This window comes from Roseivivax lentus (assembly GCF_900156805.1).
In the GTDB taxonomy this organism is placed as follows: Bacteria; Pseudomonadota; Alphaproteobacteria; order Rhodobacterales; family Rhodobacteraceae; genus Roseivivax; species Roseivivax lentus.
The window spans coordinates 543,939-568,555 of the sequence record NZ_FTOQ01000001.1 but is presented as its reverse complement, the minus strand read 5'-3'; the positions used below and the strand labels follow the sequence as shown (position 1 = coordinate 568,555).

The window sequence follows — 24,617 nt, the reverse complement described above, 5'->3', positions numbered from 1 at the left end:
ATGTCATCACAGACGACCACTGACAACGACTACGAATCCGCCTCTGCCGGCGCTTCGTCCGACGTGGCTTCGTTCGAGCCGCATCGCAAAGGCTTCGTGGGCCATTTCCACGACATGCTGCACACGACGCCGGCGCTCGTGCCGCTCATCGTGCTCGTGGGGGCGATCATCGTCTTCGGCCTGCTGCTCGGCTCGAAGTTCTTCTCGCCCTTCGCGCTGACGCTGATCCTGCAGCAGGTGCAGATCGTCGGCGTCCTCGCCGCCGCGCAGAGCCTCGTGATCCTGACCGCGGGCATCGACCTGTCGGTGGGCGCGCTGGCGGTGCTGTCCTCGGTGCTGATGGGGCAGTTCACCTTCCGCTACGGCATCCCGCCCGCCATCGCCGTCGCCCTCGGCCTGACCGTGGGCACCGCGATCGGCGCGCTCAACGGCTGGCTCGTCAGCCGGGTGAAGCTGCCCCCCTTCATCGTGACGCTCGGCATGTGGCAGATCGTGCTGGCGGCGAATTACCTGTTCTCGCGCAACGAGACGATCCGCAGCCAGGAAATCAAGGCCGAGGCGCCGTTCCTGCAATTCCTCGGCATCAAGTTCCAGCTCGCGGGGGCGACCTTGACGCTGGGCGTCTTGCTGATGCTGGGGCTCATATTGGGGCTGGCCTATGCGCTCAGGGCGACCGCCTGGGGGCGGCATGTCTACGCCGTGGGCGACGACCCCGAAGCGGCGAAACTCGCGGGCGTGAACGTGCACCGCACGATCATGTCGGTCTACATGCTGGTGGGCTTCATCTGCGCGCTGGCGGGCTGGGTGATGATCGGCCGCTTCGGATCGGTCACGCCCTCGGCCTCCACCGGCATGATGGGCAACATCCAGTCGATCACCGCCGTGGTGATCGGGGGCATCTCGCTCTTCGGCGGACGCGGCTCGATCCTGGGCGCTTTCTTCGGCGCGCTGATCGTCGGCGTGTTCGAACTGGGCCTGCGCATGGCCGGGGCCGACCCGCAATGGACCTACCTGCTGATCGGCGTGCTCATCATCGGCGCCGTCACTGTGGACCAGTGGATCCGCAAGGTCTCCGCATGAACTCCCGGTCCGGGCCCCTGTAGGGTCCGGGCCGACCATCACATCCGCGGGCTAGCCCGCCTGAGATCAGAAAGGACGTGCCAGGATGGAACCGATTCTCAAGGGCCGCGGCCTCGTCAAGAGATACGGCAAGGTCACCGCGCTCGACCGTTGCGACTTCGATCTTTACCCCGGAGAGATCCTCGCCGTGATCGGCGATAACGGCGCCGGCAAGTCGTCGCTCATCAAGGCGCTCTCGGGCGCGGTCATCCCCGACGAGGGCGAGATCCACCTCGAGGGCAAGCCGATCAACTTCGCCTCGCCCATCGAGGCGCGGGATGCGGGCATCGAGACGGTCTACCAGACCCTCGCCATGTCGCCTGCCCTCTCCATCGCCGACAACATGTTCATGGGCCGCGAGATCCGCAAACCCGGCATCGCCGGCAAGATCTTCCGCAAGCTCGACAAGGCCGCGATGGAGAAGTTCGCGCGCCAGAAACTCAGCGATCTGGGCCTGATGACGATCCAGAACATCAACCAGGCGGTCGAGACGCTGTCGGGCGGCCAGCGCCAGGGTGTCGCCGTGGCCCGCGCGGCGGCCTTCGGCTCCAAGGTCATCATCCTCGACGAGCCCACCGCGGCCCTCGGCGTGAAGGAAAGCCGCAAGGTGCTCGAGCTCATCAAGGACGTGAAGGCGCGCGGCATGCCCATCGTGCTCATCAGCCACAACATGCCCCACGTCTTCGAGATCGCCGACCGCATCCATGTCCATCGCCTCGGCAAGCGGCTCTGCGTGATCGATCCCAAGCAATACTCGATGAACGACGCGGTGGCCTTCATGACCGGCGCCAAGGTGCCGGACGAGGCGCAGGCGGCCTGAACCCGCCTCCGAAACCCATCCCAGCGGCCCGCCCCATTTTGGGCGGGCCGTTCGCGTTTTCACATCTTTGCGCCCAAGTCCGGGCGCATTTACCACTTATGCCATCGGCGGACCGGCAGGTTTTCGCGCAGGTGCAGGCTCATCGACCCAATGGTTTGAGCCCGGCGCAGGTGTGAAACAAGGTCGCCCGAAACACGCAAGGAGAGCAGACATGAACCGCATCACCCTGACCCTTTCGGCCAGCCTCATCGCGCTGGCTTCCGGCGCATCCGCGCAGGGCACGAGCTTCACCGACCTCGATCTCGACGGCAGCGGCACGCTGACCGAGGACGAATTCGTCACCGCCTTCGGCGAGGCGGGCCCCGCCTCCTTCGACAAGTACGACACCGACGGCGACGGCGCGGTGACGCCCGACGAGGTGAAGAATGCGGGCACGCCCGAAACCGGCGAGGCCATCACCTTCGAGGATCTCGACGTGAACCAGGACGGCGTCCTCGACGAGGAAGAGCTGGCCGAGGTCTTCGGCGGCAATGCCAACGAGGCGCTGGCGAAGTTCGACCAGAACGGCGACGGCTACGTCACCAAGGACGAGGTCCGCTCCTCCGACGATCCGGTCGGCGAGCGCGGCAACGCCAAGTGGGGCGAGGCCGGCCCCGGCAACAGCGGCAACGGCTCGGGCAGCACCGATACGGCGTCCTCCAAGGGCAATTCCGGCAACAATGGCGGCGGCAACGGCAATAGCGGCGGCGGAAACGGCGGCGGCGGCGGCAACGGTGGCGGCGGCGGCAACGGCGGCGGCGGCGGCAATGGTGGCGGCGGCGGAAACGGCAACGGCCGCAACGGCTGATCCCCGACCACAACAACCTTCCCGGTCAAAGCCACCCCGCGCCGCAGGGCTGGGGTGGCTTTTTCACGCCCGCCCCTGCCCGACGCATGCGCAAAGCCTGCCCGGCGCCTGCCCAACCTGCCCCCGTCGCGGCTTTTTGATATGTTCCTCGGCCCCTCTTGGCGCTAGCTCAGGGGCATGGATGTCGTTGTCATCACCGCGATCATCGCGGGTCTGTTCTTCGTTCTGGGCATCGCCGAGCCGCTCGCGGCCCGGATACGGCTGCCCTATACCGTCATCCTGGCGGGGCTCGGCATCGTCATCGCCGTCTCGGCCTCGTTCTTCCTGCGCACCGAGATCACCGACGCGCTGAACCCCATCGCCAACGCGATCCTGAATTTCCCGATCCGCTCCAACGTCTTCCTCTACGTTTTCCTGCCGACGCTGCTGTTCCAGGTCACGCTCGGCATGAACCTGCGGCGGATGGCGGACGATTGGGTGCCGATCCTCGTTCTTGCCGTGGTCGCGGTGTTCTTCTCGACGATCTTCGTGGGGCTGTCGCTGTCCTGGGTCAGCGGGATCGACCTAGTGGCCTGCCTGCTGCTGGCCGCGATCGTCTCGACCACCGACCCCTCCGCCGTCGTCTCGATCTTCCGCTCCATCGCCGCGCCGCGCAGGCTGGCGCGGATCATCGAGGGCGAAAGCCTGATGAACGATGCCGCCGCCATCGCGCTTTTCGGCCTGCTCATGGGCTTCGTGATGCGCGGGGTGCCGGACCCGTCCTGGCAGGATGCGATCCTGCGCTTTCCGGGCCTCATCCTCGGCGGCGCCGCGGTGGGCCTCGTGCTGGCCCGCGCGATGGTCTTCCTGATGTCCTTCCTGGACCGGCACGAGGCCGCGCAGATCTCCATCTCCGTAGCGCTGCCCTACCTCGCCTATATCGCCGCCGAGCAGATTCTGGGCGCCTCGGGCGTCATTGCCGTCGTCGCCGCGGGCATGACCGTGACCGTCACCGCACCGGGCGCGATCAGCCCCACGAGCTGGGCCAACATGCGCGAGGTCTGGGGACTGCTGGCGCATTGGGCGGGCGCGCTGATCTTCGTGCTGGCCGCGCTGCTGATCCCGCGGCTTCTGAGCGACGTGACGCTCGTCGATATTGGCCTCATTCTCTTCGTGGCGCTGGCCGCCCTCACCGCGCGCGCGGTGATCCTCTTCGGGCTCCTGCCGACGCTGAGTTTCCTGCGCCTCTCGCCCAATGTGGAACGGCCCTACCGCGCCGCGATCCTCTGGGGCGGGCTGCGCGGCGCGGTGACGCTGGTTCTGGCGCTCGCGGTCACCGAAAGCCTGCGCGTGCCGCCCGAGACGCGGCGCATGGTGGGCATCCTCGCCACCGGCTACACGCTCTTCACGCTCGTCGTGCAGGGCTCCAGCCTGCGCTGGGTGATCGGGCGGCTCGGCCTCGACAAACTGTCGGCCCTCGATGCGGCCCTCGCCAAGCAGGTCATCGCCGTGGCGCTCCAGACCGTGCGCGAGGACGTGGCCCAGACCACCAAGAATTACGATCTGAGCCACGACACCGTGCGCTCCGAAGCGAAGGCCTTCGGCGAACGGCTCGATGGCGCGGTCAAGGCCGCCGAGACCTCCGAGGACGTGCTCGACCGCGACCGCATCACGCTCGGTCTCGTGGCGCTGGCCTCGGCCGAGCGGGACATCGTGATCGAACGCTTCCGCGAACGCGCCGTCTCCACCCGGCTTGCCGACCGGGTGCTCAGCGATATCGACCGCCTTGTCGAGGCCGCGCGCCAGTCGGGCCGCACGGGCTACCGGCGCGCGGCGCGCGAGGCGGTGGGGCTGAACACCTCGTTCCGCGCGGCGGTGTGGCTCTTCAACCGGTTGAAGATCACCCGCCCGCTGTCGCGCCTGACCGCCGACCGCTTCGAGGTGCTGCTCTTGCAGGGGCTCGTGCTGCGCGATCTCGACGGGTTCATCGATCGCCGCATCCGCCGGATCCACGGCAAGCGCGTCGCGGACCTGCTGCACGAACTCCTCGCCCGGCGGGTCGAGATGGTCGACCAGGCCCTCGACGGTCTGCGCCTGCAATATCCGGGCTATGCCGAGGAGCTGGAACGCCGCTTCATCCGCCGCACCGCGCTGCGCCTCGAGAAGCGCGAATATGACGAGCTGCTCGAGGAAGGGCTGATCGGGGTCGAGTTGCACACCGATCTCAGCGAACGGCTCGCCAGCCGCATGGCGCAGGAGGAAAAGCGCCCCGCCCTCGATATCGTGCTGCAGAAGGCCGAGATCGCCCGGCAATTCCCGCTCTTCTCGGAGCTGGACGAGGCCACGCTGCAGCGCCTGTCGAAGGCGCTCGTCACCCGTTACGCCGCCGAGGGCGATGTGATCGTCAGCCGCAATTCCGCCGCCGACACGGTCTATTTCATCGCCTCGGGCGCGGTCGAGCTGCGCGCGCGCGGCATCGCCTACCGGCTGGGCCGGGGCGAGCTCTTTGGCCAGCTCGCGATGCTCACCCAATCGGCCCGCCGCGCCGAGGTCCGCGCGATTGCGCCCTGCACGCTTCTGGCGCTCGATGAACAACGCTTCCGCCGGCTTCTGCGCCGATCGAAGGCGATGCAGGACGCGGTGGCCAAAAGCGCCGAGAAACGCAGCATCAAGGTGCCCTATCTCGACGAGATTCGCGCGGCCAAGGGCTGATTCCGCGCCCGCCGCGCCTATATCCCGCCCATGGACAGATCGACGCGAAGACGGTAGCCCCAGCACCCATGGCCAAGAAACCGGACAATCCGAACTACAAGGTGATCGCCGAGAACCGGCGCGCGCGCTTCGATTACGCGATCGAGGAGGATGTGGAATGCGGAATTGTCCTGCAGGGCTCCGAGGTGAAGTCGCTGCGCCAGGGCTCGGCCAATATCGCCGAGAGCTATGCCGAGGTGAAGGATGGCGAGCTGTGGCTCATCAACGCCTATATCGCGCCCTATGAGCAGGCGATGTTCGGCCACGAGGACCGGCGCCCCCGGAAGCTCCTGGTCTCCAAGCGCGAGCTTGCGAAATTCTGGAACGAGACCCAGCGCAAGGGCATGACGCTGGTGCCGCTGGTGCTCTATTTCAATCATCGCGGCATCGCGAAGATCAAGATCGCGCTCGGCAAGGGCAAGAAGACCGTCGACAAGCGCGAGACCGCCGCCAAGCGCGACTGGGATCGCCAGAAGGCGCGCCTCCTGAAGGAGCATGGCTGAACTTGCCTCCCGCCCGGCTTGGCACTAAGCCGGAGACAACCCGCGAGTGACGCAAACCGAGGTGCCTATGGCAGACGACGATCCCCGCACATTGGTGTCCACCGACTGGCTCGCCGCGCATCTGAAGGACCCCGATCTGCGCGTCCTCGACGCGAGCTGGTACTTGCCCGACATGAAGCGCAACGCCCGCGCCGAATACGAGGCCGCGCATATTCCCGGCGCGCGTTACGTCGATATCGACGATCTGAGCGATGCCCGCTCCGACCTGCCGCACATGGCGCCCCCGCCCGAGAAGTTCATGTCGCGCATGCGCGCGATGGGTGTGGGCGACGGCCATCAGGTCGTCGTCTATGACGGCGCGGGGATGTTCTCGGCGGCGCGCATCTGGTGGCTGTTCCGGCTCATGGGTCATTCGGACATCGCCGTGCTGGATGGCGGCTTTCCGAAATGGCAGGCCGAGGGACGCCCGGTGGAGGACATGCCCCCGGTGATCCGCGACCGCCACATGACCGTGCGGCGGCAGGCGCATATGGTGCGCGATGTCACGCAGGTCTCCTCGGCGGCGAAACTCGGCGATCACGAGGTGATCGACGCCCGGTCCCCGGGCCGCTTCCGCGGCGAGGAACCAGAGCCGCGCGCGGGCATGCGCGCGGGCCATATCCCCGGCTCGCGCAACGTGCATTACGCGTCGCTGCTGGCCCAGGACGGCACGATGAAGGCCACCGCCGATCTGAAGGCCGCCTTCGAGGCCGCCGGGGTCGATCTGGCGAAACCCGCCATCACCACCTGCGGATCGGGCGTCACCGCCGCGATCCTGTCGCTTGCCATGGAGCGTTTCGGCAAGCACGACCATTCCCTTTATGACGGCTCGTGGTCCGAATGGGGCCAGTTCCCCACCCTGCCCGTCGCAACCGGAGACGATTGATGTTCGAACATCTCAAGGAACAACCCGCCGACAAGATCCTGGCCCTGATGCAGGCCTTCAAGGACGATCCGCGCGAGGACAAGATCGACCTCGGTGTCGGCGTCTACAAGGATGCGGACGGCAAGACGCCGATCATGCGCGCCATCAAGAAAGCTGAAAAGCAGCTCTGGGAAGAAGAGACCACGAAGGCCTATACCGGCCTCGCGGGCGATCCGCTCTTCGGCGAACGCATGGCGGCGCTGGTCCTGGGCGATGCGGTGCCCGCGGGCAAGGTCGCCAAGGTCGCGACCCCCGGCGGCACCGGCGCCGTGCGGCAGGCCTTCGATCTCATCCGCATGGCCAACCCGGAGGCCCGCGTCTTCGTGTCGGACCCGACCTGGCCCAACCACCTGTCGATCCTGAAGCACATGGACATCCCCTTCACCACCTACCGCTATTTCGACGGGGTGACGGGCGGCGTCGATTTCGACGGCATGATGGAGGACCTTGCCCAAGTCCGGAAGGGCGACGTGGTGCTGCTGCATGGCTGCTGCCACAACCCCACCGGCGCCAATCTCAACATATCGGAATGGCAGGCGGTCGCCGATCTTCTGAACAAGCAAGGCGCGGTGCCGATGATCGACATCGCCTATCAGGGCTTCGGCGACGGGCTTGACGACGATGCCGCCGCCACGCGCCTCATCGCCGCGCATTGCCCCGAGACGCTGATTGCGGCCTCCTGCTCGAAGAATTTCGGCATCTACCGCGAACGCACCGGCTGCCTGATGGCCGTCGCCCATGAAGAGGGCCGCCACAAGCTCAACCAGGACACGCTGGCCTATCTCAACCGCCAGAACTATTCCTTCCCGCCGGATCACGGCGCGCGGCTGGTGCTGATGGTGCTGGGGGACGACGCGCTCCGCACCGATTGGCAGGCGGAGCTCGAGGACGTGCGCCTCGGCATGCTGAAGCTGCGCGAACAGCTCGCGGGCGAACTGCGCGATCTGTCCGGCTCGGACCGTTTCGGTTTCCTGGCCCAGCACCGCGGCATGTTCTCGCGGCTGGGCGTCGGGCCGGACAAGGTCGAGGCGCTGCGCGAGAAGCATGGCATCTACATGGTGGGCGACAGCCGCATGAACATCGCCGGCCTGAACGCCGAGACGATCCCGAAACTCGCCCGCGCCATCATCGACGTCGGCTGCTGATCCGGCGGAGCAGGCGCCGCGGCGCCTGCCCATGTCATGTCGCCCGTGGCCTGAGGGCCCCGGTCTCCGGTGATGCCTCCGGCGGGAGGTATTTCCGGTCCGGTCGTAACACTTGGTTAAGAACGATCTGAGACGCTGCTCTCGCGGTACAGGCGGGAGCGCCGATGACCATGTACGGTCGTTACGATGTCGCGCCCCGCCCCGTCCTTCACGCGAGGACGGGGCGTTTCCCCGACCAGGGCCGGCCCGCATACCCCAAAACCGACCTGCGGCGTTCCGCGCGAATCCACCTGCTGAAGGAAAAGGACCCGGGTGCCGCCTTTGCCCACCCGGCCAGACCACCCTCAGGTCCCATGCCGGGACCAGCAGGGCCGCGCCCCTCACGATCGGACCAGAAATACCTCCGGAGAGCGCGAGAGGCAGCGTCTCTCGCAGGTTCGGGCCCGGCTCGATGCCGGGTCCGAACCTCCCCCGTCCCGTGACGGCGCGGCATGTCTTGCCCTTGCGCGGTCCGCATGCGAGCAATCCATGGAACCAGACAGGAGGGATGCATCCCATGCAGACCGCCAACAGAGCCACCCATCTTCCCCAGACCGTCGAGCCGCGGAACCCCGGCATGCCGCTCGACCTCGACTGGGTGATGCGGGCCAATGCCAACCGCTCGGCGATCGAGCGGCGCGCGGCGCAACTGCCCGCCCGGCGCAGCGTGAAGAAGGACCACCAGGCGGCCTGGCTCGCCCGGGCGATCTCCTGCATCGACCTGACGACGCTCGCCGGCGACGATACCGAGGGCCGGGTCCGCCGCCTCTGCGCCAAGGCGCGCCAGCCGGTGCGCGCCGATATCCTCGAGGCCCTGGGCCTGCCCGATCTGACCGTGGGCGCGGTCTGCGTCTATCACGACATGATCGCCCCCGCCGTCCGCTTCCTCGACGGCTCGGGCATTCCCGTCGCCGCGGTCTCCACGGGCTTTCCCGCCGGGCTCTCGCCCTTCCATCTCCGCGTGGCCGAGATCGGCGAAAGCGTCGCCGCCGGGGCCGCCGAGATCGACATCGTGATCTCGCGCCGCCACGTGCTGACCGGCAACTGGCAGGCGCTCTACGACGAGATGCGCGCCTTCCGCGAGGCCTGCGGGCCTGCCCATGTGAAGGCGATCCTCGCCACGGGCGAGCTCGGCACGCTGCAGAACGTGGCCCGGGCGAGCCTCGTCGCGATGATGGCGGGCGCCGATTTCATCAAGACCTCGACCGGCAAGGAGAGTGTCAACGCCACCCTGCCCGTCTCGCTCGTGATGATCCGCGCGATCCGCGACTATCACGAGGCGACGGGCATCCGCATCGGCTACAAGCCCGCGGGCGGGATCTCCAAGGCCAAGGACGCGATCACCTATCTCGCGCTCATCAAGGAGGAGCTCGGCCGCGACTGGCTCTCGCCGCATCTCTTCCGCTTCGGCGCCTCCTCGCTTCTGGGCGATATCGAGCGGCAACTGGAACACCATGTCACCGGCGCCTATTCGGCGAGCTGGCGGCATGCGATGGCGTAAGGCACGGACATGACCGTCAAGGATATCTTCGAGACCATGGAATACGGGCCCGCCCCCGAGGCCGCCGGCGATGCGCTGGCCTGGATCACCGATCAGGGCGCGCGGTTCGGGCATTTCGTGGACGGCGCTTTCACCGCGCCCGGCGCGACCTTCGAAACCACAAGCCCCGCCACGGGCGAGGTGCTGGCCGAGATCACCCAGGGCACGGCGGAAGACGTGGCGCGCGCCGTGGCCGCCGCCCGCGCCGCGCAGGGCAAATGGGAGAAGCTCGGCGGTCCGGGACGGGCGCGCTATCTCTACGCCATCGCGCGGCTCCTGCAGAAGCATTCCCGCCTCTTCGCCGTGCTCGAGACGCTCGACAACGGCAAGCCCATCCGCGAGGCGCGGGACATCGACGTGCCCCTCGCGCAGCGACATTTCTACTACCATGCGGGTTGCGCGCAGCTGATGGACGATCATGCGCCGGGCCGCGTCGCGCATGGCGTCTGCGGTCAGATCGTGCCTTGGAACTTCCCGCTTCTCATGCTCGCCTGGAAGATCGCCCCCGCGCTCGCCATGGGCAACACGGTGGTGCTGAAACCCGCCGAATGGACGTCGCTCACGGCGCTGCTTTTCGCCGATATCTGCCGTCAGGCGGGCCTGCCGAAAGGTGTCGTCAACATCGTCACCGGCGATGGCGAGACCGGCGCGGCGCTGGTCGCCGCCGACGTGGACAAGATCGCCTTCACCGGCTCGACCGAGGTGGGCCGCAAGATCCGCGCCGCCACGGCCGGGCAGGGCAAGGCGCTGACCCTCGAGCTCGGCGGCAAGTCGCCCTATATCGTCTTCGAGGATGCCGATCTCGACAGCGCCATCGAGGGCCTCGTTGACGCGATCTGGTTCAATGGCGGGCAGGTCTGCTGCGCGGGCTCCCTCCTTCTGGTGCAGGAGGGCATCGCCGAGCGGTTCCACGCGAAACTGCGCGCCCGGATGGACAAGCTGCGCTTGGGCGACCCCCTCGACAAGTCGATCGACGTGGGCGCCATCGTGCATCCCGAGCAATGCGCGCGGATCGCAGCACTCGTGGAGCAGGCGGACGGCACCGTCTACCGCGCCGCGGGTCCGGTGCCCGAGGGCTGTTTCTACCCGCCCACGCTGATCTCCGATCTCTCGCCCGCGTCGCCCCTGATGCAGGAGGAGATCTTCGGCCCCGTCCTCGTCTCCACCACCTTCCGCACGCCCTCCGAGGCGGTGCAGTTGGCCAACAACACGCGTTACGGGCTGGCGGCCACAATCTGGTCGGAAAACATCAATGTCGCGCTCGACATCGCGCCGAAACTGGCCTCGGGCGTGGTCTGGGTGAACGGCACCAACATGTTCGACGCGGCGGCCCCCTTCGGCGGCGTGCGCGAATCGGGCTTCGGACGCGAAGGCGGCGCTGAGGGGCTGATGGCCTACACGAGACCCGCGGGAAAGGCGAAGGCGCTGAAGCGCATCGCGCCCTTCACCGGCGACGCGGCGGAGCCGCAGCCCGTAGACCGCACCGCCAAGCTCTATATCGGGGGCAAGCAGGCGCGGCCCGATGGCGGCTACGCGCAGGCGATCTTTGATGCCAAGGGCCGCCTTCTGGGGCAGGCGCCCATCGCCAACCGCAAGGACGTGCGCAACGCAGTCGAGGCGGCGCGCGGGGCCTCGGGCTGGGCAGGCGCCACCGCGCATAACCGCGCGCAGGTGCTGTATTACCTGGGCGAGAACCTCTCGGCCCGCGACGCAGAGCTGGCCGCGCGGATCGACGCCATGACCGGCAGGAAGGGCGGCGCGGCGGAAGTGGCGTTGGCCACTACGCGCCTCTTCGAGGCCGCCGCCTGGGCCGACAAGTTCGCCGGAGAGGTGCGCGCCGTGCCGATGCGGGGCCTTGCCATGGCGCTGCGCGAGCCGGTGGGCGTGATCGGCGCGCTCTGCACCGACGAGATGCCGCTTGCGGGCCTCGTGTCGGTGATGGCGCCCGCCCTCGCGATGGGCAACCGGCTGGTTCTGGTGGCCTCCGAAGCCGCGCCCCTCATCGCGCAGGAGCTGACGCAGCTTCTCGAGACGTCGGACGTGCCGGGCGGCGCGGTGAACCTGCTGACCGGGCCGCATGACGATCTGGCGAAAACGCTGGCCGATCACGCCGATGTGGACGCGGTCTGGTCCTTCTCGGGCGCCGATATCTCGGCCGAGATCGAACGCCGCGCGGCGGGCAATCTCAAACGGACCTGGGTCAATGACGGGAAGGCCCGCGACTGGGCCGGGGCGGAGGGCGCCGCGCGCGCCTTCCTCGATGCCGCGACCGAGGTGAAGACCGTGTGGGTGCCCTACGGCGCGTGATGGGGCCTGGCGGGCGAATGCCCGCCACGCCTCCGGTGGCGCCGGGAATCCCTGCGCCCCGACGCGCGCGCTGGCGCGCGCCCTGAGCGCGGAGCCAAGGCTGCGCTGACCACCGCCGCCGCGCGTCCGCACCTGCCCGCCCCGCCGGGCTGGCCATGGGTCATGCCGGCGCCCATGCGCGATCCACGCCATGGCCGGGCATCCATCGCGCGCCAGCATGCGCGGGATGAAGCGTCGCCCGCGGCCAAGCGCTCCCGCGTCATGCGCACAGCGCAAAGCCTCGATGCAGCGCATCCGCACACCTGTCATTGAGATTTCGCCGCCCCGATGTTATCTTTGCACTACCCCAACGCGCCGGGGGTCGTACCGGCGTGACAAACCAAGGAGGACGATGTCCTGTTGCCCAATGCTTCCGCGACCGGTGTCGCTGAACTCGGGGGCCCGATGACGGGCCAGACCCCAATGACGCCGACGAGCGAGAACTCCCTCGCGGCGATTCTCAAAACCCTCGATGACATGAAGGCCGAAGACGTCGTGCAGATCGATCTGCGCGGCAAATCCGCGATGGGCGATTACATGATCGTCTGTTCCGGCCGGTCCTCGCGTCAGGTAGGCGCGATCTCCGAGAAGGTCGCCGACGATCTGAAGACCCAGTACGGGATCTTGTCCAAGATGGAAGGACGCGAGACCGGCGATTGGGTGCTGATCGATACCGGCGACGTGATCGTGCACGTGTTCCGCCCCGAAGTGCGGGACTTCTACCAGATCGAGAAGATGTGGGCGCCCGCGCCCGCGGCGGCCAAAGCCCAGTAGGTGCGGCTGCATCTCTGCGTCGTGGGACGGCTCCGCAAGGGGCCGGAGAAGGCGCTTGTCGACGATTATCTCGACCGAGCGGAAAAAACCGGGCGGGCCTTGGGCCTCGGCCCGGTCTCTTGTGTCGAGGTGGAGGACAAGAAGGGCGGCGGCATGGCCGCGGAAGCGGCGCTTCTGCGGCGCGCGCTGCCCGCCGGCGCGCTGCTTTGTGTTCTCGATGAACGCGGGGCGAGGATGTCCTCGCCGGATTTCGCCGGTCAGATTGCCAAGTGGCGCGATACCGGGCGGCAGGACGTGGCCTTCGCGATCGGCGGCGCCGACGGGATCGACCCGTTCTTGCGCGCCGAGGCGGATTTCGCGCTGAGTTTCGGGGCGATGGTCTGGCCGCACATGCTCGTGCGCGTCATGCTGGCCGAACAGCTTTACCGCGCGGCCTCGATCCTTGCCGGGACGCCCTATCACCGCGCCTGAAGCGGCTCAGATGATCTCGTCCTCGTCGTAAAGCGACGGCAGCTCCAGATGGTCCGACATCGCGTCCTGCGCCATCGGCCGCGCCGGCGTTGCGATATGGAAACAGGCATCGCCCTCGTTGACGACGGGCAGGTTGGTCCGCCCGATCACGATTCCCGCCTCGGGCGCCGCGATCTCGTGATCGACGGCGCCGAACGGGTCCGACACGATGCCCAGAACGGCGCCTTCCTCCACATAATCGCCCGCGGCCTTCAGCGTCCGCAAGAGCCCGCCCGACGGTGCGCGCACCCAGGACGAGCCGTCGCAGAACACCGACGCGCCCCGCGCCCGCGGCACGCCGCGTCCGGCGATCATGCCCAGATGCTGCATGACCCGCAGGATGCCCGCGACGCCCGCCCGCGCGGCGGTCTCGTCGAAGCGCAGCCCCTCGCCCGCCTCGTAGAGCAGCACGTCCACCCCGGCATTGTCGGCGGCCTCGCGCAGCGATCCGTCGCGCACCCGGCTGTTCATCGTCACCGGTGCCGCGAAGGCCGCCCCGAGTTCGGCCAGCCGCGCATCCCCGGGCGTCAGCCGGATCTGCGGCAGGTTCGTGCGCCCGACCGCGGCGGAATGCAGGTCGATGCCCACATCGCAGCGCGTGACGATCTCGGTCAGGAAGATATCGGCGAGCCGCGCCGCGAGCGATCCATGCGCCGAGCCCGGGAAGGACCGGTTCAGATCGCGCCGGTCCGGCAGGTATCGCGACTGGTTGAGAAAGCCGAAGGTGTTGACCACCGGCACCGCGATCAGCGTGCCCGCCAGCCGCTCCAGCGGGCGCGCGCGCAACAGGCGGCGCACGATCTCCACGCCGATCACCTCGTCGCCGTGAATCGCCGCCGAGACGAAAAAGGTCGGGCCCGGACGGCGCCCGTGGACGACCTCGGCCGAGAGGTGCACCGGGGTGTGATCGGACAGGACCGACACCGGCAGATCGACGCTGGCGCGCGTGCCCGGCGCGATGGTGACCTCACCGATCTCGAAGGGTCTGGGCATGGGGAGTTCCTCGTGCAGCACGCCCCACGCGATACGGCATGGGACGCCCGGTGCCAATGGGGCGGGCGGTCAGGCCCGGTGCGCGCGCCCCTACGCCCGGCGGCGCTGGAACAGTCCCCAGCCTTCCGCATAGGCGGCCAGCGTCAGCGACAGCCCGCCCAGCACCGCAAAGCCCAGGAACATCGGCAGCACGGTCCCGTCGTAAAGATAGCCCAGCGCCGCCCCGATCAGTCCGCCGCCCAGCGTCTGCACGGTGCCCAGCACCGCCGAGGCGGTGCCTGCCACATGGCCCAGCTCCTCCATCGCGAGCGCGTTGAAATTCGCCGGGATGAAGCCGAAGAAGCAGAATTGCGGGATCGACAGCAGCAGGAACCACACGAAGGGCAAGGCGCCGCCCCAGGCCGCGGCCAGCGCGAGATGCACCGCCGCTAGCACCGCGAAGCCCAGCAGCGCGCCATGGCTCAGCCGGCGCGTGCCGAAGACCCGCACGAGCCGCGAATTGGCGAAGTTCGACGCCGCCATGAAACACGCCACCAGCGCGAAATAGAGCGTGAATTCCGGCCCGATGCCGTAGACCACGGTGTAGATCTGCTCGGCCTGGCTGACGAAGGAAAAGAGCACCCCGAAAAAGGCGCCGGTCGCCAGCGTGTAGCCGAAGGCGCGGCGGTTGGTGAAGATGATCCGGAAGGCCTCCATGATCCGCGCGCCGCTGAGCTCGCGCCGGTCCTCCGGGCGCAGCGTCTCGGGCAGGCGCAGGAAGCTCCACAGGAAGGCGGCGGCACCGATGAGGAACATCGCCCCCGCCAGAAGCCGCCAATCGCCGAACAGCAGCACCGCGGAGCCGAGGTTGGGCGCCAGCACCGGCATCACCATGAACACCATCATAACCAGCGACATGGCCTGCGCCATCGCCTCGCCGCGGAACCGGTCGCGCACCACCGACAGCGCCACGACCCGGGTCGCTCCGGCGCCGAGGCCCTGGATGAACCGCATGGCGAGCAGCATCTCGAACGAGGTGGCGAAGGCCGCCGCGATGGCCGCCGCGCAATAGACCCCAAGGCCGAAGAACAGCACCGGCCTGCGCCCGAAACGGTCCGACAGGGGGCCGTAGACCACCTGGCTCGCGCCGAAGCCGATCACGTAGGCGCCGATGACGAATTGCCCGGCATTGGCATCGGCCACGGCGAAGGCCGCGCTGATATCGGTGATCGCCGGGATGTAGACGTCGATCGCCGCGGCATTGAGCGCCATCAGGAAGGCCACGATCGCGATGAATTCCCAATAGGGCAGCGCATTGGCCGCCGCGGGCGGCGCGGCGGAGCCTTCGGTGGCGGAGGCGGCGGGACGGTCGGGAATGGCGGACATGGAATTTCCAGATGCAATCGTACGAATGGAAAACCCGGCGCGAAGGCTGCGCCGGGTCTATGGGGAATATATAGCGCCCGATTTCTGCCGCCAACCGCGGCGGCGGCCATCCGCGCAGGCCGCGGGCGCACAGGTCCTGTGCGCCGGTGCTCGGGCGGCGTGCGGGATCACTCGGGCAGTTTGGCCATCCGCAGGTAGGGCAGCACGGTCTGGTACTGGCCGAACTTCTCGCGGGCATCCTCTTCGGACACGGTCGCTGGGATCACCACGTCCTCGCCCACCGCCCAGTTGGCGGGCGTCGCGACGGTGTGCTGGGCCGCGGTCTGCAGACCGTCGATGGCGCGCAGCACCTCGGCGAAATTGCGGCCCACATTCATCGGGTAGGTCATCGACAGCTTGAGCTGTTTGTCCGGCCCGATCACGAAGACCGCGCGCACGGTCGCAGTGTCGTTGGGCGTGCGGCCATCGGGCAGATAGGCCTCGGCGGGCAGCATGTCGAAGGCCTTCGACAGCGCAAGATCGGTATCCGCCACGATCGGGAAGGTGGCCTCGGCGCCGCCTGCGGTGCGGATGTCCTCCTTCCAGCGCTTGTGGTCCTCGACCCCGTCCACCGAGACGCCGAGCACCTTCACGCCGCGCTTGTCCCATTCGTCCTTCAGCCGCGCCACCGCGCCGAACTCGGTGGTGCAGACGGGCGTGAAATCCTTCGGATGCGAAAAGATCACCGTCCAGGCGTCGCCCACGTAATCGTGCAGAGAAATCGGGCCCTGATCGGTCTCGACGGTCAGGTCGGGGATGGTATCGTTGATGCGCAAAGCCATGATGAGCCTCCGTGCCGGGTTATGTCCTCCCCGTGTACCTAGGGCGCCCGGGCGCCCATTGCATCCCCCGGGATGCGGCGGCATGGTGCAGCGGAGAATTTGATCAAATAGCGCGACGGGGTTTCCGGCCCGGGCCGCATGCAAGGGAGACGGCGATGATCGAGAAACGCAACTTCTATATCGACGGTGCCTGGGTCGCGCCCAGGGCGGGCACGGATCACGCGGTGATCGACCCCTCGACCGAAGAGGCCTTCGCGACGATCTCGCTGGGCGGCGAGGCCGATACCGACGCCGCCGTGGCCGCCGCCAAGGCCGCGCTTCCGGGCTGGATGGCCACCCCCGTGGCGGAGCGGATCGTGGCGGTCGAGCGCCTGCTCGAGGCCTATAACGCGCGCGCCGCCGACATGGCCGAGGCGATGAGCCGCGAGATGGGCGCCCCCATCGATCTCGCCTCGCGCAACCAGTTCGGCGCGGGCTCCTATCACCTGAAGAACTTCATCAAGGCCGCGAAGGACTTCGCCTGGGAGGCCCCGCTCGGCGACGATACGCCCAATGACCGGATCATCCACGAGGCGGTGGGCGTCTGCGCGCTCATCACGCCGTGGAACTGGCCGATGAACCAGATCACGCTGAAGGTCGGCGCGGCGGCCGTGGCGGGCAACACGATGGTGCTGAAGCCCTCCGAGGAAAGCCCGCTCTCGGCGCTGATCTTCGCCGAATGCGTCGAGGCGGCGGGCTGGCCCAAGGGCGTCTTCAACCTCGTCAACGGCGACGGCGCGGGCGTCGGATCGCAGCTCTCGGCGCATCCGGATGTCGACATGGTGTCCTTCACCGGCTCCACCCGCGCGGGCAAGCTGATTTCCAAGGCCGCCGCAGACACGCTCAAGCGCGTGCACCTGGAATTGGGCGGCAAGGGCGCGAACCTGATCTTTGCCGATGCGGACGACAAGGCCGTGAAGCGCGGCGTGCTGCACATGATGCAGAATTCCGGGCAAAGCTGTAACGCGCCGTCGCGGATGATGGTCGAGGCGCCGATCTACGACCGCGTCGTCGAGGAGGCCGCCGAGGTCGCCGGCAAGGTCGGCGTCGGCCCCGCCTCGGAAGAGGGCCGCCATATCGGCCCCGTCGTGAACCGCACCCAATGGGACAAGATCCAGGGGTTGATCCAGCAGGGCATCGACGAAGGCGCGCGGCTCGTCGCCGGCGGTCCGGGCCTGCCCGAGGGCATGAACAAGGGCTTCTTCGTGCGCCCCACCGTGTTCGCGGACGTCACCCCCGACATGACCATCGCGCGCGAGGAAATCTTCGGCCCGGTCCTGTCGATCATGCGCTTCGAGACCGAGGACGAGGCCGTGCGCGTGGCCAACGACACACCCTACGGGCTGACCAATTACGTGCAATCGGCCGATGGCGCGCGGCGCAACCGGCTGGCGCGGGTGCTGCGCTCGGGCATGGTCGAGATGAACGGCCAGGACCGCGCGGCGGGCTCGCCCTTCGGCGGCATGAAGATGTCCGGCAACGGCCGCGAGGGCGGTTCCTGGGGCATCCACGACTTCGTCGAGGTCAAGGCGGTGTCGGGCTGGGACCCCGAGGCAGGCTGAGGCAGGAGCGGTCATCCCCGGGTCAGGCCCGGGGATGACGTTTTCCGCGATGCCCGCGCGCAACCGCTTTCGCCAAACTGCCTGTCATCTGAAACGCCTGCCCGGCGGCTGCCAAAGCAGCCTCGGTTCCGCGCCTCGGGGTCGCTGATCCACCGAGCCCCGGAGGGACCGTAACACGAAAAACCCGCCGGTGCGCCTGCCCAGTGGGTTGGCGCTGCCCCCTTGGAGCGTGGGCGCTTTATGGCTGCCAAGCCCCTGCGCAGACCGAACGTCGCGCCAGCATCACCAAAGCGCCAGCCCGTGGGGCTGGGCAGGCGCTGGAGCGCGGCGGTTGCCAAGGCAACCTTGATTCCGCGCTCAGGGGTTCCCTGATCGACCGAGGGCCGGAGAGACCGTGACACGCGAAAACCCGCCGGTGCGCCTGCCCGCGGGTTGGCGTTGCCCCCTTGGAGCGTGAGCACTTTATGGCTGCCAAGCCCCTGCGCAGACCGAACGTCGCGCCTGCGTCACCACAGCGCCAGCCCACGGGGGCGGGCAGGCGCTGGAGCGCGGCGGTTGCCAAGGCAACCTTGATTCCGCGCTCAGGGGGTCCCTGATCGACCGAGACACGGGAAGCATCTCACGCCACGAACACCGCCGGCGCGCCTGCCGGTGAGAGTGGCGCCGCACCCTCGGAATAGGGCGCCTTATCCTGACCACGCCCCCCGCGCCGACCTCTTACGACCGGTAATCCGCGTTGATCGAGATGTAGCCGTGGGTCAGGTCGCAGGTCCACACGGTCGCGTCGCCCTCGCCCAACCCCAGATCCACCGATATCTCGATCTCGGGTTCGCGCATCACCGCGGCCCCCATCTCTTCGCGATAATCCGGCGACACCCAGCCCTTCTCGGCCACCACAACGTCGCCGAAGCGGATCGACAGCAGGTCCCGATCCGCCGCGGCACCCGACTTGCCGATGGCCATCACGACCCGGCCCCAGTTCGGGTCCTCGCCCGCGATGGCGGTCTTCACCAGCGGCGAGTTGGCGATGGAGAGGGCGTGGACGCGGGCATCCGCCGCGCTCTCGGCGCCGGAGACGCGCACGGTGACGAACTTCGTGGCCCCCTCACCGTCGCGCACGACCAGCTGCGCGAGATCGAGAAAGACGCGCTCCAGCGCCTCCACGAAAGCCGTCGTGTTACGGTCCACCCGCACCCCCGACGCCCCCGTCGCACCCATCAGAAGCGTGTCCGAGGTGGATGTGTCGCTGTCCACGGTGATGCAGTTGAAGGTCCGGTCGTTGATCCCCGAGACAAGCGCCTGCAGGTCTTCGCGGTCGATGGCGGCGTCGGTGAAGATGTAGACCAGCATCGTCGCCATGTCGGGCGCGATCATGCCCGAGCCCTTGGCGATGCCCGCGATCTTCACCGGCGCGCCCGCGACCTCGATCTCCGCCGTGGCGCCCTTGGGGAAGGTGTCGGTGGTCATGATCGCCTGCGCAGCACCCGCGATCCCGGCCTCGTCGAGCCCGGCCACGAGGTCGGCGACCTTCGCCACGATCCGCTCATGCGGCAGCCGCTCGCCGATCACCCCGGTCGAGGAGGTGAAGACCCGCTCCGTGGGCAGGTCCATCGCCGTCGAGACCGCCTCGCACAGGGCCTTCACCGATCCTTCGCCCGCGCGCCCGGTAAAGGCGTTGGAGTTGCCGGAATTCACCAGGATCGCCGCGCCGTCGCCGTCCTTCGGGTCGCGCCCGATCTTGGCCTGGCAATCGAGCACCGGCGCCGAACGCGTGGCCGAGCGCGTGAACACCCCCGCCACGGTCGAGCCCGGCACCAGATGCGCCAGCATCACGTCGTTGCGCCCGGCATATTTGACCCCCGCCGCGGCGGAGGCGAAGCGCACGCCCTTGATGACCGGCAGCGCCGGAAAGGCATCGGGCGCCAGCGGCGAACGCGCGAGGGTCTTGGCCATGTCAGCGCGTTCCCAGAAGGTCCAGACGGTTGAGAACATTGGGGTCGAGCGCATCCCCGGGGCGAGTCACGTCGGCCTCGGCGACCGCCGCGTCGATCCCGTTCGCCACGGCCTCTTCGGAGAGCGCGTTCACGATCTCGTCGCGCACGGTGTCGAGGGCCGGGGCCTCCTTCAGGCGGGTCTCGTTCAGCTTCACAACGTGCCAGCCGAACTGGGTCTCGACCGGCGCGGAGAACTCGCCCGCCTCCAGCGTCTCGACCGCCGCCTGGAACGGCGCGACCATCTGGCCGGCCTCGAACCAGCCGAGGCTGCCGCCGTTGGGACCGGACGGGCCGGCGGATTTCTCGCGCGCGAGCTCGGCGAAATCCGCGCCGCCCTCGAGCTCGGTCACCAGCGCCGCCGCCTCTTCCTCGGTCTCCACGAGGATGTGCGAGGCGTTGTATTCGGTGCCGGTCTCGTTGCCGTATTGCGCCTCGTAGGCGGCCTGGATGTCGGCCTCGGAAAACTCGCCCGGAACGAAGTCGCTCATCACCTGCGAGGACAGCAGCGCCCGGCGCTGGTTCTCGAGCGACAGGCGCACGACATCGGTTTCCTCGGCGTTTTCCGACTGCGACAGCGCTTCCTGCTGGATCATCTGGTTCAGGATGCCATCGAACAGCACGTTGGCGGGCAGCTGCTGGTACTGCTCGGGCAGCGTGGTGCGCAGCATCAGCATGTGACCGAGCGTGATCTCCGCGCCGTTGACCGTGGCCACCACGGTATCGATCGCGACGTCGTCCTGCGCGAAAGCGGGCGGCGCGCATGCGATCAGCGCGGCGGTGACGATTTTCAGGCTCGTGCGGGGCATGGAAACACCTCTTTCTGCGGCCCGTCTCAGGGGCAGCGTTGACAGTCAGAAGACCGGCCCTTACATCGCCACAGGGCTCTGCGTAGCCGGTCTTATCTCCCCATTTGTGTATGGGCTCGGTGCAGGACGGGCAAGCAGATGCCGGCACACGAGATGGTGACAGGCGAAAGAGAGCGTATGCTAGGGTTCGGAACAATCGCGAAGAAGGTCTTCGGCACGCCGAATGACCGGAAAATCAAGGCGACCCGGCCCCTGGTCGACCGCATCAACGCCCTCGAGCCGGAGTTCGAAGCCCTCGACGATGCGGGCCTGAAGGCCAAGACCGAAGAGCTGAAGTCGCGCCATGCGGGCGGCGAAAGCCTCGACGATCTGCTGCCCGAAGCCTTCGCCAATTGCCGCGAGGCCGCCAAGCGCGCGCTGGGTCTCAGGGCCTTCGACGTGCAGCTCATGGGCGGCATCTTCCTGCATCAGGGCAACATCTCCGAGATGAAGACCGGTGAGGGCAAGACGCTGGTCGCGACCTTCCCGGCCTATCTCAACGCGCTCTCGGGCAAGGGCGTGCATATCGTCACCGTGAACGATTACCTCGCCCGCCGCGACGCGGACTGGATGTCCAAGGTCTACAGCGCGCTCGGTCTGACCACCGGCGTCGTCTATCCGCGCCAGCCCGAGGAAGAGAAGAAGGCCGCCTACCAGGCCGACATCACCTACGCCACCAACAACGAGCTGGGCTTCGACTACCTGCGCGACAACATGAAGTCGGAACTCGACCAGATGTACCAGCGCGGCCACAACTACGCCGTCGTCGACGAGGTCGACTCGATCCTGATCGACGAGGCGCGGACGCCGCTGATCATCTCCGGGCCCTCGCAGGACCGCTCGGAGCTGTATGTGGGGATCGACAAGCTCATCCCCGAGCTCACCGAAGAGCATTTCACCATCGACGAGAAGACCCGGAACGTGACCTTCACCGACGAAGGCAACGAGTTCCTCGAGGCCCGCCTCGTCGAGGCCGGCTTCGTGCCCGAGGGCCAGTCGCTCTACGACCCCGAGTCGACCACGATCATCCACCATCTCAGCCAGGGCCTGCGCGCCCACAAGCTGTTCCAGCGCGACAAGGATTATATCGTCCGCGACGGCGAAGTGGTGCTGATCGACGAATTCACCGGGCGCATGATGCCGGGCCGCCGCCTGTCGGACGGCCTGCACCAGGCCATCGAGGCCAAGGAAGGCGCCAATATCCAGCCCGAGAACGTCACGCTCGCCAGCGTCACGTTCCAGAACTATTTCCGCCTCTACAACAAGCTCTCGGGCATGACCGGCACCGCCTCGACCGAGGCCGAGGAATTCGCCGAGATCTACGGCCTCGGCGTCGTGGAGGTTCCCACCAACAAGCCGATCGCCCGGATCGACGAGGACGACCGCGTCTACCGCACCGGCCCCGAGAAATACGACGCCATCGTCGAGGAAATCCGCAAGGCCCACGAAAAGGGCCAGCCGGTCCTCGTCGGCACGACCTCGATCGAGAAGTCCGAGATGCTGTCGGATCTGCTGAAAAAGGCCGATCTGCCGCACAACGTCCTGAACGCGCGCCAGCACGAACAGGAAGCGCAGATCGTCGGCGATGCGGGCCTGCCCGGCGCCATCACCATCGCGACGAACATGGCCGGACGCGGCACCGACATCAAGCTCGGCGGCAATTTCGAGATGAAGGTACAGGAGGCGCTGGCCGCCGATCCCGACGGGCATCCCGACGAGATCCGCGCCCGGATCGAGGCCGAACAGGCCGATGACGAGGCCCGCGTGAAAGAGGCCGGCGGCCTCTTCGTCCTCGCTACCGAACGGCACGAAAGCCGCCGCATCGACAACCAGCTGCGCGGCCGCTCGGGCCGTCAGGGCGACCCGGGCCGCTCGGCCTTCTTCCTGTCGCTCGACGACGATCTGATGCGCATCTTCGGCTCCGAACGGCTCGACAAGGTGCTGTCCTCGCTCGGCATGAAAGAAGGCGAGGCGATCATTCACCCCTGGGTGAACAAGTCGCTGGAGCGCGCGCAATCCAAGGTCGAGGGCCGCAACTTCGACATCCGCAAGCAGCTGCTGAAATTCGACGACGTGATGAACGATCAGCGCAAGGTCATCTTCGGCCAGCGCCGCGAGATCATGGAAGCCGAGGACCTGTCGGAGGTCACCGACGACATGCGCGAAGAGGTGATCGACGATCTGGTCGACACCTACGCCCCACCGAAGACCTATGCCGATCAATGGGATGCCGAGGGTCTCGACAAGGCGCTGAAAGAGACGCTGCTGCTGAACCTGCCCGTCGCCGCCTGGACCGAAGAGGACGGCGTCGATCAGGAAGAGCTGCGCGAGCGGATCGAGAAGGCCGCGTCGCAGATGATGGCCGAAAAGGCCGAGAAGTTCGGCCCCGAGGCCATGCGCCAGATCGAAAAGCAGCTGCTGCTGCAGACCATCGACGCGAAATGGCGCGAACACCTGCTGACGCTCGAACACCTGCGCTCGGTCGTGGGCTTCCGCGGCTATGCCCAGCGCGATCCGCTGAACGAGTACAAGACCGAAAGCTTCCAGCTCTTCGAGTCGATGCTCGACAGCCTGCGCGCCGAGGTCACCCAGAAGCTGTCGCAAATCCAGCCCATGAGCGAAGAGCAGCGCCAGCAGCTCATCGACGAGATGCGCCGCCAGCAGGCCCAGGCCCAGATGGCCGCGGCCCAGGCCCCGGCCGGCGCCGCCGCCCCCGATGCCGAGGCCGCGGGCCCCGCCGTCGCGCAGGTCGAACCGCTGGTCGAGGGCTTCGACGAGACCGATCCGTCTACCTGGGGCAATCCGGGCCGCAACAGCCCCTGCCCCTGCGGCTCGGGCAACAAGTTCAAGCATTGCCACGGGCGGCTGACCTGACCCGGCCAGCCGCACCGCGCCCGGCGTGACTTGCGCCGGGCAGCGTGCGGCGCCCCCCCCGAGACGGAAAGCGGAGGCACGGCGGATCATGGCGCTCTTGCTGAAGGACGATATCGTCTACCTGCACATCCCCAAGACCGGGGGAAACTGGCTGACCAAGATCCTCTCCGATCACGACCTGGTCGTGGCCTCGGTCAGTCACAAGCACGCCACCTACGACCTGATCGCCGGGCAGGTGCGCCAGGCCAAGGGCGGCTATTTCCGCCGCCGGGTTCTGCCGAAGGGAAAGCTGCGCTATCTCGCCGTCGTGCGCCATCCGATGCGCTGGTACGAGAGCTGGTTCAAGTACCAGACCTCGAAGGAATTTCGCCGCTGGGGCCAGCCGGGCCAGGCCGCGAACTGGCACGTGATGTCGCCGCTGAACGAGATCACCGACGACGATTTCAACACCTTCCTCGACAAGATCACCACCCGCGCGCCGGGCTTCGTCAGCGGCATGTATGCCGCCTATTGCGCCGCCTCGGGTGCCCATATCCTGAAGAACGAGACGATCCGCGACGATCTGGCGGCGTTCAACCGCGCGGCAGGGCTCGGCATTCCGGAAACGGCGATCTTCGACAGCCCGGCCCACGGGGTCAGCCCGCGGATGACACTCACCTGGGATCCCGCGCTGTTCGACCGGGTGGCGCGCCTTGAAGCCGCGGCGCTGGCCGCGCATGGCTATACCGATCCCGCGGCGGGAATCACCATCGGCTGAGCCTTGCCGCATCGAAATCCGGGCGCGCCC

At 67.8% G+C, this 24,617-nt stretch carries 19 protein-coding genes; 14 read left to right on the top strand and 5 right to left on the bottom strand.

Annotation, left to right across the window (positions count from 1 at the left end; translation table 11 throughout):
* The 11 genes from BW990_RS02655 (at position 1) to rlmH (ending at position 13,298) form a co-directional block, all read left to right on the top strand.
* Complete coding sequence (locus BW990_RS02655) at positions 1-1,080, top strand: ABC transporter permease (RefSeq protein ID WP_076444697.1); 1,080 nt, start codon at positions 1-3, stop codon at positions 1,078-1,080.
* An 85-nt stretch (positions 1,081-1,165) separates the two neighbouring features.
* Entirely contained in the window at positions 1,166-1,939 is a 774-nt protein-coding gene (locus BW990_RS02650; RefSeq protein WP_076444695.1) for an ATP-binding cassette domain-containing protein, read from the top strand.
* A gap of 211 nt (positions 1,940-2,150) precedes the next feature.
* Entirely contained in the window at positions 2,151-2,786 is a 636-nt protein-coding gene (locus BW990_RS02645; RefSeq protein WP_076444693.1) for an EF-hand domain-containing protein, read from the top strand.
* 177 nt (positions 2,787-2,963) lie between these two features.
* A complete protein-coding gene (locus BW990_RS02640) occupies positions 2,964-5,477 on the top strand; it encodes a cation:proton antiporter (protein ID WP_076444691.1) in 2,514 nt (837 codons plus the stop codon).
* Positions 5,478-5,545: 68 nt separating this feature from the next.
* Positions 5,546-6,019, top strand: a complete 474-nt coding sequence (gene smpB / locus BW990_RS02635; RefSeq protein WP_076444689.1) for an SsrA-binding protein SmpB — start codon at positions 5,546-5,548, stop codon at positions 6,017-6,019.
* A 67-nt stretch (positions 6,020-6,086) separates the two neighbouring features.
* Positions 6,087-6,944, top strand: coding sequence for a 3-mercaptopyruvate sulfurtransferase (gene sseA, locus BW990_RS02630; RefSeq protein ID WP_076444687.1), 858 nt, complete (start codon positions 6,087-6,089; stop codon positions 6,942-6,944).
* Positions 6,944-8,128 carry an amino acid aminotransferase gene (locus tag BW990_RS02625; protein ID WP_076444685.1) on the top strand — a complete coding sequence of 395 codons (1,185 nt, stop codon included), beginning with the start codon at positions 6,944-6,946 and terminating at the stop codon, positions 8,126-8,128. The genes sseA and BW990_RS02625 overlap by 1 nt, the downstream gene beginning before the upstream one ends.
* Positions 8,129-8,684: 556 nt before the next feature.
* The gene (gene deoC, locus BW990_RS02620) at positions 8,685-9,668 is read left to right on the top strand and encodes a deoxyribose-phosphate aldolase (RefSeq protein ID WP_076445136.1); all 984 of its coding nucleotides are present in this window, start codon (positions 8,685-8,687) and stop codon (positions 9,666-9,668) included.
* Between the two features lie 9 nt (positions 9,669-9,677).
* Positions 9,678-12,014 (top strand): aldehyde dehydrogenase family protein, encoded by a 2,337-nt coding sequence (locus BW990_RS02615; RefSeq protein WP_076444683.1) that lies wholly within the window; start codon positions 9,678-9,680, stop codon positions 12,012-12,014.
* A gap of 462 nt (positions 12,015-12,476) precedes the next feature.
* Positions 12,477-12,827: a ribosome silencing factor gene (gene rsfS / locus BW990_RS02610; protein ID WP_076444682.1), complete on the top strand. Its 351-nt coding sequence runs from the start codon at positions 12,477-12,479 to the stop codon at positions 12,825-12,827.
* Positions 12,828-13,298 carry a 23S rRNA (pseudouridine(1915)-N(3))-methyltransferase RlmH gene (gene rlmH / locus BW990_RS02605; RefSeq protein ID WP_076444680.1) on the top strand — a complete coding sequence of 157 codons (471 nt, stop codon included), beginning with the start codon at positions 12,828-12,830 and terminating at the stop codon, positions 13,296-13,298.
* Between the two features lie 6 nt (positions 13,299-13,304).
* On the opposite strand, the gene BW990_RS02600 is transcribed toward rlmH, so the two are convergent.
* The 3 genes from BW990_RS02600 to BW990_RS02590 form a co-directional block, all read right to left on the bottom strand.
* A complete protein-coding gene (locus BW990_RS02600) occupies positions 13,305-14,330 on the bottom strand; it encodes a succinylglutamate desuccinylase/aspartoacylase family protein (RefSeq protein ID WP_076444678.1) in 1,026 nt (341 codons plus the stop codon).
* A 90-nt stretch (positions 14,331-14,420) separates the two neighbouring features.
* A complete protein-coding gene (locus BW990_RS02595) occupies positions 14,421-15,695 on the bottom strand; it encodes a multidrug effflux MFS transporter (RefSeq protein WP_083950437.1) in 1,275 nt (424 codons plus the stop codon).
* Between the two features lie 167 nt (positions 15,696-15,862).
* On the bottom strand, positions 15,863-16,516 hold the full coding sequence (locus tag BW990_RS02590; protein ID WP_076444676.1) for a peroxiredoxin: 654 nt from the start codon (positions 16,514-16,516) through the stop codon (positions 15,863-15,865).
* A 155-nt stretch (positions 16,517-16,671) separates the two neighbouring features.
* Here BW990_RS02590 and BW990_RS02585 point away from each other — a divergent pair, with 155 nt between their 5' ends.
* A complete protein-coding gene (locus tag BW990_RS02585; RefSeq protein WP_076444674.1) occupies positions 16,672-18,117 on the top strand; it encodes an aldehyde dehydrogenase family protein in 1,446 nt (481 codons plus the stop codon).
* Between the two features lie 717 nt (positions 18,118-18,834).
* On the opposite strand, the gene argJ is transcribed toward BW990_RS02585, so the two are convergent.
* The gene (argJ, locus tag BW990_RS02580; protein ID WP_076444672.1) at positions 18,835-20,070 is read right to left on the bottom strand and encodes a bifunctional glutamate N-acetyltransferase/amino-acid acetyltransferase ArgJ; all 1,236 of its coding nucleotides are present in this window, start codon (positions 20,068-20,070) and stop codon (positions 18,835-18,837) included.
* A 1-nt stretch (position 20,071) separates the two neighbouring features.
* Positions 20,072-20,917 carry a peptidylprolyl isomerase gene (locus BW990_RS02575; RefSeq protein WP_076444670.1) on the bottom strand — a complete coding sequence of 282 codons (846 nt, stop codon included), beginning with the start codon at positions 20,915-20,917 and terminating at the stop codon, positions 20,072-20,074.
* Between the two features lie 177 nt (positions 20,918-21,094).
* Between BW990_RS02575 and secA the strand changes: the two genes are divergently transcribed.
* Together secA and BW990_RS02565 are read left to right on the top strand one after the other, a co-directional pair.
* Complete coding sequence (secA, locus tag BW990_RS02570; protein WP_076444668.1) at positions 21,095-23,830, top strand: preprotein translocase subunit SecA; 2,736 nt, start codon at positions 21,095-21,097, stop codon at positions 23,828-23,830.
* Between the two features lie 88 nt (positions 23,831-23,918).
* Positions 23,919-24,587 (top strand): hypothetical protein, encoded by a 669-nt coding sequence (locus BW990_RS02565; RefSeq protein WP_076444666.1) that lies wholly within the window; start codon positions 23,919-23,921, stop codon positions 24,585-24,587.
* The last annotated feature ends 30 nt before the right edge of the window (positions 24,588-24,617 follow it).